Consider the following 9,553-nt stretch of genomic DNA (forward strand, 5'->3'; position numbering starts at 1 on the left):
GCAAAGAATTTAATAAATCAGAGGATGAGTTTTGGAAAACCACACCGAGAATTTTTAATGAATTTTTAAGAGTTCATAAGAAAATAAATGGGTTAGAAGATAAGGATGAAAACACACATATAGATGATGTTATATTTTAGACTGGCAGATTACTCTCTAGTCTATTTTTTATTGAAATTTTAAAGAAAGGAGAGTGATTATATGGCGGATGAAATACAAGGATTAGCTGTCAAGGCGAGTATCACAGATGATCTATTTACTCAGGGAGTATCAAAAATAAATAAAGCGATGACTTTACTACAAAGTGAATTTAAAGCCAGTTCAGAAGGATTAAAAGGTTTTGGTACTAATGTAGATCAATTAGGGAATAAAAGTGAATATTTAAATAAAGCTATTGAACTGCAGCAACAAAAAGTTAAAGCTCTTCAAGAAGCTTATGCAAAAAGTAAGGCTGAAACAGGTGAATTTTCAAATTCAACTATGGCGGCTGGAACTAAAGTTAATAATGCAGTGGCAGCATTAGCAAAACTTCAAAATGAGTTGAAAGCAGTTGATAAGTCTTTAGAGGAAGAAAAGAAAAAAGTTGATGATGAAGGCAGTGCTTGGGAGAAATTTAGCAATAAATTAAAATCAGCAACAGATGGTATGGGTGAGTATATAAAGCGTGGAATTGGACTTGCTATTGGTGGAGATATATGGGATAAAGCAAAAGAAGGATTTACTAGTATTATCAGCTTTGGTGGGGATGCACAAGTAGCATTAAATGGAATAACAGCTTCAACAGGGTTAACTCAAGATGGAATGTCTCAAATGAGACAGGTAATGACAGATATTTATAATGATAACTTTGGTGAAAATTTTGAAGATATAGCAGAGTCTATAACAATGGTAGGGCAACAGACAGGAGAAACTGGAGATGATTTAAAAGAATTAACAGAAAAAGCATTGTTGATGAGGGATACGTTTGGCTTTGAAGTTAATGATTCTATAAAAGCAGTAAATTCAATGATTAAAGAATTCGGAGTAAGCGGTGACGAAGCATTCAATTTGATAGCACAAGGTGCACAACAAGGCTTGAATAAAAATGGAGATTTATTAGATGTTGTTGGAGAATATAGCGTTCAATTTGCTAAAGTTGGATTAAATGCAGATGATATGTTTAATGCTATAAAGGCAGGTGCGGATTCGGGTGCTTTTTCAGTAGATATTTTATCAGATGGATTAAAAGAATTTGCAATACGAGCAATAGATGGTAGTAAAACAACTCAAGATGGATTTACACAGCTTGGGCTTAATGCGAATGAAATGGCTAAAAAGTTTGCACAAGGTGGAGATACTGCAAAAGGAGCATTTCAGCAAGTTGTAACAGCATTATCTAATATGAATGATCCATTACTACAAAATCAAGTTGGTGTTGATCTTTTTGGAACTAAGTGGGAAGACTTGGGCGCAAAGGCTATTACTGCATTAGCAAATACTAATGGCAGCATAAGTCAAACGACAGATGCATTAAGTTCTATAAATAATGTTAAATATGACGATTTAGGCAAGGCTTTTGAAGGCATAAAAAGAAATGTTGAAACAGCACTGTTATTACCTGTGAGTAATGAAGTACTGCCTTCACTTAATGAATTTTCCAGTTGGTTTTTATCCAATTTACCAGATATAAAGGAGCAATTTTCACAGTTTACACAAGTATTTCTTGATATAGGAGCTAGTATTGGAGATGCAGTAAAACCAATTCTTGAAGATTTATTTAATTTTATTACTGAGCATGGAGAAGCCACAAAAAATATTATCTTGGGTATTGGAGGAGCATTTTTAGCTTTTAAAACAGTGAAAGGCACTATTGATGGAATAACTAATGCAATGAAGTTATGGGATGATGCAATGAAGATCAAAGAATCTATAGCTGGTATAGTAGAGGTAATGAAAGGATGGGAAATTGCAACAAAATTGCAGACTATAGCACAAGGGGCATTAAATGTAGTAATGGATGCAAACCCGATAGCTATTATTGTAATTGCAATAGGAGCTTTAGTTGCAGGGATAGTTCTTGCATATAATAAGTTCGAATGGTTTAGAAATGGTGTTAATGCTATAGGTGAATGGTTGAAGAATTTCTTTACAGTTACATTGCCTGAAGCATTTAATAGTATAATAAATTGGTTTAAGGAATTACCAGCTAAAGCAACAGCATTATGGGCGATGATTAAGACAACATTCAGTAATGGATGGAATGCTATAGCTAATTTTTTTACAACAACAATTCCAATATGGATAAATAATATTGTACAATGGTTTACCAGCTTACCAAGTAAAATTATGTATGGATTAGGCGAATTAGTCGGAATGTTAGCAACTTGGGGAGTGAATGTATGGAATTACTTTTCCACTAATGTTCCAATGTGGATTAATAATGTAACAATATTCTTTAGTCAATTGCCTACAAATATATGGAATTTCCTGATGGATATAGTAGCAAAGTTAGGAGAATGGGGATCAAATGTATTAACCTATATTACAACAAACGTTCCAATATGGATTAACAATATAGTAACATTCTTTAGCCAATTACCAGGACAGATATGGACATGGTTAGTGAATATAGTTACAGATCTAGGAACATGGGGAAATAATATTATTAGCTGGATAAGTACAAATGTACCACAATGGATAGCTAATATAGTTACATTTTTTAGTCAATTACCAGCGAACATATGGACATGGCTAGTGAATGTAGTTACAGATATTTCAACATGGGGCAGCAATATGTATTCTACAGCGCAAACAGAAGTAAGCAACGTTACAAATGGTATAATTCAATGGTTTGAAGAACTTCCAAGTAAAATGTTAGACATTGGGAAAAACATTGTAGATGGAATTAGGCAGGGAATAAGCAATGCTTGGGATGATATGAAGGGATGGGTTGGTGGATTATGTGATAATTTTGTACAAGGAGTTAAAGATAAATTTGAAATACATTCACCATCACATATATTCAGAGATGAAATAGGAAAGATGCTGGCACAAGGTATCGGAGTTGGGTTTGAGCAAGAAATGCCAACTATAAATACAAACATAGGTAAGACTATTGATGGAACTATACAGATAGCCAATTTATCAAGCCTAAGTAGTTTGAAAAATCTAGATAGAACTTATACAAGTAATAGCAATTCTAGCAATCACTCAGTTATTTTATACACAACTAATATTAATCAATTGGATGGCAAAGAAATTTCTAGAACTACTACGAAGCAGGTATTAAATAATTTAACTAGAGAAACTAAAAACAATAATAGATCTTTAGGAAGGAGTAATTTAGCTTATGTATAGAATGTATTTTAATCTTAAATACAATACAGATTTAAACTTTAGCATAATAAAAAGACCTTCAATTCCTTCCAGTGAAAAAAGTTACACAGAAATTCCTATTAAAGGGCGAGATGGCAAGCTATATAAAGAAGATAATCTTCAAGATATAGAATTTACAGTAGAATGTAATTTTGTTTCTAAAAATGCTGATGTATGGCAAGAACAATATAGGAAGATTAAAAGATGGATAAATAATATAAAAGATGTTAGATTGAACTTTTCTGATGATAAAGGCTATTACTATAAAGTATGTAAAGCAAGTATAGATTCTTTAAGCAGGATTTATAAAAGATTAGGCAAATTTAATATTAAATTCACTGTAGATCCTTATCAATATATTAATAACAATGAAGAATTAATATTGAATGCAGCGATGTATAACAATTGGGATGTATGCCAGCCAGCTTATAGAATAGTTGGTAATGGGAAATGTATACTTAATATTAATGGTAATATTGTAACCTGTACTGTAAATAGTCAACTAACTATAGATACTCAATTTGACAAAATATTAGAATCAGATGGAACTTATGCAATAGGTAAAACGGATATAAAAGAAATGCAAGATTTATATTTGCAAGAAGAAGAAAACACTTTTTCATGGACAAATGGTTTTACAATATATATAACTCCAAATTGGAGAACAGTTTAAGACTAGTATTTACTAGTTTTTTATTATGTTTAAATTTAAATTTATGGCAGAATCGAGGTTGTAAAATGGTACAAATTTATACTAATAGAAATCCGGATGTATCTAAGAATGGAATAATAATAGATCCAATTTCATGTGAAATAAATCCTAAATTAAATGGTGAAAATGAATTGGAAATGGAGTGCTATTTAGATAAGGATGGTAAGTATAAATATATTCAAAATAATAATTATATAGCTGTGCCAACGCCTGATTTTAAGGAACCACAGTTATATAAAATTTATAATACTAAAAAGTCCATGAGTGGCGATAGCATAACAGCATATGCAAGACATATAGAGTTTAATTTAGCTAAAAGTATTATATTTAATAAAAATGTTCAAGGAAATGGCCAACAAGTATTAACTAAATTATTAGAAGATACTCCTTTCACAGGACATAGTAATATAAATACAGCTGATATTAGACAATATAAATTACGATCTGTAATGAATGTAATAAATGGTTCTGAGGATGATAGCTTTGTTAATGTTTGGGGAGGGGAAATAAGTTGCAATAATTATGATTTAACTATAAATACTGCGCGTGGAAGTGATAAAGGTATTAGGGTTACATTTGGGTATAATCTTGAAGATATTGAAGAAGAATTGGATTTTGATGGAGTTATAACAAGGCTTTATCCTTATTCAGGTGACTTAGTTCTAAGTGGTAGCACTCCTTATGTAGATTCACCACTTATTAAAAATATAGGGGTATTGGAAGATAAAATTGAATTTAGTGATATAAAAGTAAAAGATAGTTCTGATGATTCAAGTACAGCTAACAGTGATTCGTCTGAAATTGTATTTGATACAAGAGAAGAAGCAGAAGCTGAAATGATTAAGCGTTGTGAGAAGATGTATGACAAGGGATTAGATAAAATAACAGCAAATTACGTTATAAAAATGCAGGATTTATCTAGGACGGTAGAATATAAAAAGCTTGGTTATGATGTTTTGGAAAAAATCTGCTTAGGAGATACAGTCCATTGTTATAACAAAAATATTGATATTGAAGTCGAAGCAAGATGCATTTCCTACAAATGGGATTGTATTAATGAAGAATATATTGAAATAGAACTTGGTGATTTTATTTCAAACTATATAAATATGCAAAATGATAGAATGGATAACCTATATCGAAAGATTGTTATGACAGAACAAGAGATATTGCTAGAAGTAGATAGCTTGGATAATAATTTAAGCGCTAAAATTGATATAACTGCAGGACAGATAAGAAGCGAGGTCGCAGATAAAACTAATCAGTTATCATCAGCAATTACACAAACAGCTAATGAGATAAGAAGTGAAGTAACAGATGGAGACAATCAATTAAATTCAAAAATTGACCAAACTGCAAGTTCTATAACTACAACTATCAATAATGCTAAGGACAATCTACAGAGCCAGATTACTCAGAACGCTGATAGTATAAAATCTTGTGTGACAAAAAATCAATTTGGAAGTTATATAACTCAAAATGCAGACAGTGTAACTGAAGCAATTATAGATGCAACAGGAAGTCATACTTGTACATTTAATAGCAGTGGGCTAATTGTACAAAATGGTGGTTTGATAGTGAAAGATAACAATGGTAATACTATAATGCAATTTAAAGATGGTGTAGCAGTAGTTAAAGATTTGGATATGCGTAATGGAAATGCATGTGAAAAAGGTAGTGCATTTTATAATACATTAGCGAATATGGAAGAGGTATCAACGCCAACATTAAAAGTATCGAATGAATTTGTATGTAAAGCAAGCAATATTTATATAAGTGATTTTGGTGGAAGTTTAGAAGAATATATAAAGCATGTTGTAAATAACATGTAAAACTAAAAAAGAAAGGGTGGTTAGATGCAGAAGAATTTATATATACCTATAGATATACAGATTAAAAATATTGTTGAGTGCACACAGCTTGTAAAGCGCGGCGATACTTTGACATTAATTATTAAAGTATTTAATAATGCTGTATTAGCAGATTTAACAAGCCAGTCTATAGATTTAATTCTTAAGAAATCTGATGGGAAACTAATAGAAAAAACTATAACAAGTGTTTCTAATGGTGTTATTACTGCAACTTTAGATGTACAAGCCACAAATGTTGCTGGAATTGTACAAGGTGAAGTTCAAATATATACTTCTAATACTTTATCTAGTACAAATACATTTACTTTTAATGTTGATCCTAGCTTAGCAGATGAGGTATTAGAAGTGTCGAAAGATAATATTCAAGTTTTAGCGGATTTAAGAAACTTAATAGAAGAAGGACAAGTTAAAATTCAAGAATATGAAAATAGTGTACTTGCCATTGGAAATTCGGCTGAAGCGATAGAAGCATTAGCTAATATTAAATTATATATAGATACAAATTTACCAGCATTAGAAAATGAGAATGCAAAAGCAACTGTAAATATTAATAATTTAAAAACACAGAATGATAAAGCTCCTGGATTAACTACAAGTCTAAAAACTCAAAATGATGCAGCTACTAGTAATATTTCTATATTAACAAGTAAAAATACAGAAGCAGTTACTAACAAAAATAATTTAGAGAGTAGCAATTCTACAGCAAATGCGACTAAATCTGCTTTAGATACAAGTAATACCAATGCGACTAATACAAAAAATGCCTTAAATACAAGCATTACTAATGCTAATAATTCTAAAAGTGCATTAGATACATCTAAAAGCAATGCAGATGCTTCGAAAGTTGCTTTAGATACAAGTATAGAAGAAGCAAATGCATGGGTAGCAGCCCATCAAAACATCGGAAATTTAGTTGAGCAAGTTAATTCAAATACTGCGCAATTGTCAGAAAAAATAGAATTGTACATTGGAGAGACATTACCAGCTATAGCTGACAGAAAGAAAAACACTTTATATTTTAAAGTAACAGATACAATAAGCACTGGTACTACAGAAAATATAAAAGTAAGTCCAACAATGGGTATAAAAGTAATTTAAAAGGAAGGGTGATTATATAATGGCAAGTTTAAACAAAGTAAGGGTTCAATTGCTAAATGAAAGTACAGGAGAAGTTTTACAAGAAGTAGATGTAATGACAAGTGCAGATGCAGTTACATTCAGCGATGGAGAAACGTTTCAAGAGAAGTTAGATGCAGGAGAATTAAAAGGTGATAAGGGAGATACTGGTGCAATAGGGCCTCAAGGAGCAACAGGAGCTACTGGTTCTACAGGTGCAACTGGAACTAGGGGTTCACAATGGTTTACTGGAACAGCAATAACAGGAACTAGCACAACAGCAACTATATTTAGTGGTAGCGGAATAACATCTGCTTTAGTAGGAGACCAATATTTTAATACAAGTACTGGAAATGTATATAACTGTACCGTTGCCGGAAATGCAGCCACAGCAAAATGGGTATATACTACTTGTCTAAAAGGTGCTACTGGTGCTACAGGAGCACAAGGCCCAGCAGGTGCGGATGGTGCGAGTGTTAAAGTTGGTACAACATATGCAACAGGAACGGAAGTAAAATTATTTTTAAAGACTATGTAAAGGAGGCAGAATAAATGTCAATAAAAGATGTGGAAATACAAGATGATCAAGGTAATATTTATTATCCTCATACGAATGCATCACTGGTCAAATATAATGAAAGTACAGTTGAAGAGGCACTGGATGCTCATGGTACGTCCTTGTCAGAAAATGAGCAGGATATAGCTAAGAAAATAGATAAAACATCTATTGTAAATAATTTAACCGCAACTGTGGCTGGTTCAGTATTAGATGCAACACAAGGGAAGGCTTTACAAGATTCAATCAATACAATAAATAATACACTTGCGTCTAAAGCTACTATTCAGAAAGGGTCTACTGTTACGGTCGCTGCAGGAGCAACAACATATTTTGATATGACCGGCTTTGGGATTGCAGCCTTAAGAGCAACAGGTGTAAGCATATCATGTGAACTTTGTGCTATTTTTAGTATAAATACACTTAATCAATACGTAGCATCTACTAAGATACTAGACAGAGTTGATTTTGGAGCAAGTAACAATATTACTATTTCTTTTAGCACATATGTAATGGTTGTTGTAAATAACACAAGTAGCGCAGTTAATTTTACTTTTTCAAAGATGACTTTAATTTAGAAAGGAAAGATATAAATGGATAAAATAACTTTAAATGATAACACAAATTTAGAAATCAACTCAATTATTAATACATTAAATGGTTTAGAAATTAACTTAGCCGGCAAAACACTTGCAGAGCTAGAACCTTTAATGACAAAAGATAATTTAATCAAGTTGCAAGTTTCAAATTCAAGCGATGAGGTCTATGGAATATACAATAATTTAGAATGTATAAGTATTACTAAGAATTTAGCAGATGCAACTATTACTGTAAATTTATCAAAATTAGATGATACAGAAGTTAAGATTGCTAATTTGCAAACACAAGTATTTAATTTGACTACTCAATTAATAAATGGAGGTGCTTTATAGGATGGATTGGTTTGAGTTTTGTAGAGATTACTTTATTTTTGGAATAGCTAATGGGAATAATTTAAAAATATATGTGGTAAAGAATAAGATAACAGATGTGCAATATAAGGAAATTACAGGTATAGATTATGTAGTTTAGTTCCTACGTCATAGAAAAAATATATGTAATAAATTAGCACCAGTAAAAGGTGTCTTTTAATGTTGATACATATTAGAAAAACAAAACATACGTACAAGCGTATATTAATATGTATAGAATAAAAATAATTGAAAAATTTATTGCATAGTACAAATTAGTAGTATAATACAATAAAAGGAAATAGTTCAGCAACGAGAAGGGAGAGGATCAATTTATGTTTAAATTAAAAAAAATGTTGCCAGTTGTTTTAGCAATATGTATTATGTTTACGATGAGTACTACTGCCTTCGCAAGTAAGATTACAGATCCAGATGGAATTGTAGTAACTTATTCTAATTCAAATCATGGAGTTAAAGTTAATTTCGAGGAAAGAATTGTAGTAGGTACTAAAGATGGAAAGTATTACATTAAATCTGTTGGCCATTGCGCTATTCCTACATTTACCTATAAACCAGAAATAGTAAATGCAGATGTTATTAATTATACTCATAAACTCCTAGATGACGGTAGAACACTGTATTGTACAGCAACAGTTTCGGTTTTGGGTGAAAGTATTTATGATTGCCATGCATATTTTAAAGTGAATCCAGATACAGGATATATAAGCACGAGTCGAAAATATAATGATGATATTTAAATTATGATATAAATAAATATAATGAGTCAGCGTTTATTTGAGACACTTACAGAAATGTAGGTGTCTTTTATATTGCGCATTAGAAGAATTGGGCGTAGTAGTACAAGCAATTAAAATAAGTTCCTTATTTGAATTTTTAAGGCTAGATTGAGATATATCTAGTCTTTTTATTATAGAAAAGTTATAAGAATATTATAGAAACGGTATAGGAAGTCTATAAGAATTTTAATATCGCA

Annotated in this window: 9 protein-coding genes; all 9 read left to right on the top strand. The window is 31.3% G+C overall.

The window, feature by feature from the left end:
* Window positions 1–201 precede the first annotated feature (201 nt).
* Window positions 202–3,336, top strand: a complete 3,135-nt coding sequence (locus CLOBL_RS19790; RefSeq protein ID WP_077860599.1) for a phage tail tape measure protein — start codon at window positions 202–204, stop codon at window positions 3,334–3,336.
* A complete protein-coding gene (locus CLOBL_RS19795; protein ID WP_077860600.1) occupies window positions 3,329–4,027 on the top strand; it encodes a distal tail protein Dit in 699 nt (232 codons plus the stop codon). Before CLOBL_RS19790 ends, CLOBL_RS19795 begins: the two co-directional genes overlap by 8 nt.
* 65 nt (window positions 4,028–4,092) lie before the next feature.
* A complete protein-coding gene (locus CLOBL_RS19800) occupies window positions 4,093–5,898 on the top strand; it encodes a phage tail spike protein (protein ID WP_077860601.1) in 1,806 nt (601 codons plus the stop codon).
* A 24-nt stretch (window positions 5,899–5,922) separates the two neighbouring features.
* A complete protein-coding gene (locus tag CLOBL_RS19805; protein WP_077860602.1) occupies window positions 5,923–7,035 on the top strand; it encodes a BppU family phage baseplate upper protein in 1,113 nt (370 codons plus the stop codon).
* A gap of 19 nt (window positions 7,036–7,054) precedes the next feature.
* Window positions 7,055–7,591: a hypothetical protein gene (locus CLOBL_RS19810; RefSeq protein ID WP_077860603.1), complete on the top strand. Its 537-nt coding sequence runs from the start codon at window positions 7,055–7,057 to the stop codon at window positions 7,589–7,591.
* A 14-nt stretch (window positions 7,592–7,605) separates the two neighbouring features.
* Entirely contained in the window at window positions 7,606–8,187 is a 582-nt protein-coding gene (locus tag CLOBL_RS19815; protein WP_077860604.1) for a hypothetical protein, read from the top strand.
* 15 nt (window positions 8,188–8,202) lie between these two features.
* Window positions 8,203–8,541 carry a hypothetical protein gene (locus CLOBL_RS19820; protein ID WP_077860605.1) on the top strand — a complete coding sequence of 113 codons (339 nt, stop codon included), beginning with the start codon at window positions 8,203–8,205 and terminating at the stop codon, window positions 8,539–8,541.
* Window position 8,542: 1 nt separating this feature from the next.
* Complete coding sequence (locus tag CLOBL_RS19825) at window positions 8,543–8,680, top strand: XkdX family protein (protein WP_143323911.1); 138 nt, start codon at window positions 8,543–8,545, stop codon at window positions 8,678–8,680.
* A 214-nt stretch (window positions 8,681–8,894) separates the two neighbouring features.
* Window positions 8,895–9,317, top strand: a complete 423-nt coding sequence (locus CLOBL_RS19830; protein WP_077860607.1) for a hypothetical protein — start codon at window positions 8,895–8,897, stop codon at window positions 9,315–9,317.
* Window positions 9,318–9,553 lie beyond the last annotated feature (236 nt).

The organism is Clostridium sp. BL-8 (genome assembly GCF_002006495.1).
In the GTDB taxonomy this organism is placed as follows: domain Bacteria; phylum Bacillota; class Clostridia; order Clostridiales; family Clostridiaceae; genus Clostridium.

Coding starts and splice junctions, on each gene's coding strand:
- CLOBL_RS19805 (WP_077860602.1), top strand. CDS start 5,923: ATGCAGAAGAATTTATATATACCTATAGATATACAGATTAAAAATATT.
- CLOBL_RS19795 (WP_077860600.1), top strand. CDS start 3,329: ATGTATAGAATGTATTTTAATCTTAAATACAATACAGATTTAAACTTT.
- CLOBL_RS19800 (WP_077860601.1), top strand. CDS start 4,093: ATGGTACAAATTTATACTAATAGAAATCCGGATGTATCTAAGAATGGA.
- CLOBL_RS19825 (WP_143323911.1), top strand. CDS start 8,543: ATGGATTGGTTTGAGTTTTGTAGAGATTACTTTATTTTTGGAATAGCT.
- CLOBL_RS19810 (WP_077860603.1), top strand. CDS start 7,055: ATGGCAAGTTTAAACAAAGTAAGGGTTCAATTGCTAAATGAAAGTACA.
- CLOBL_RS19815 (WP_077860604.1), top strand. CDS start 7,606: ATGTCAATAAAAGATGTGGAAATACAAGATGATCAAGGTAATATTTAT.
- CLOBL_RS19790 (WP_077860599.1), top strand. CDS start 202: ATGGCGGATGAAATACAAGGATTAGCTGTCAAGGCGAGTATCACAGAT.
- CLOBL_RS19820 (WP_077860605.1), top strand. CDS start 8,203: ATGGATAAAATAACTTTAAATGATAACACAAATTTAGAAATCAACTCA.
- CLOBL_RS19830 (WP_077860607.1), top strand. CDS start 8,895: ATGTTTAAATTAAAAAAAATGTTGCCAGTTGTTTTAGCAATATGTATT.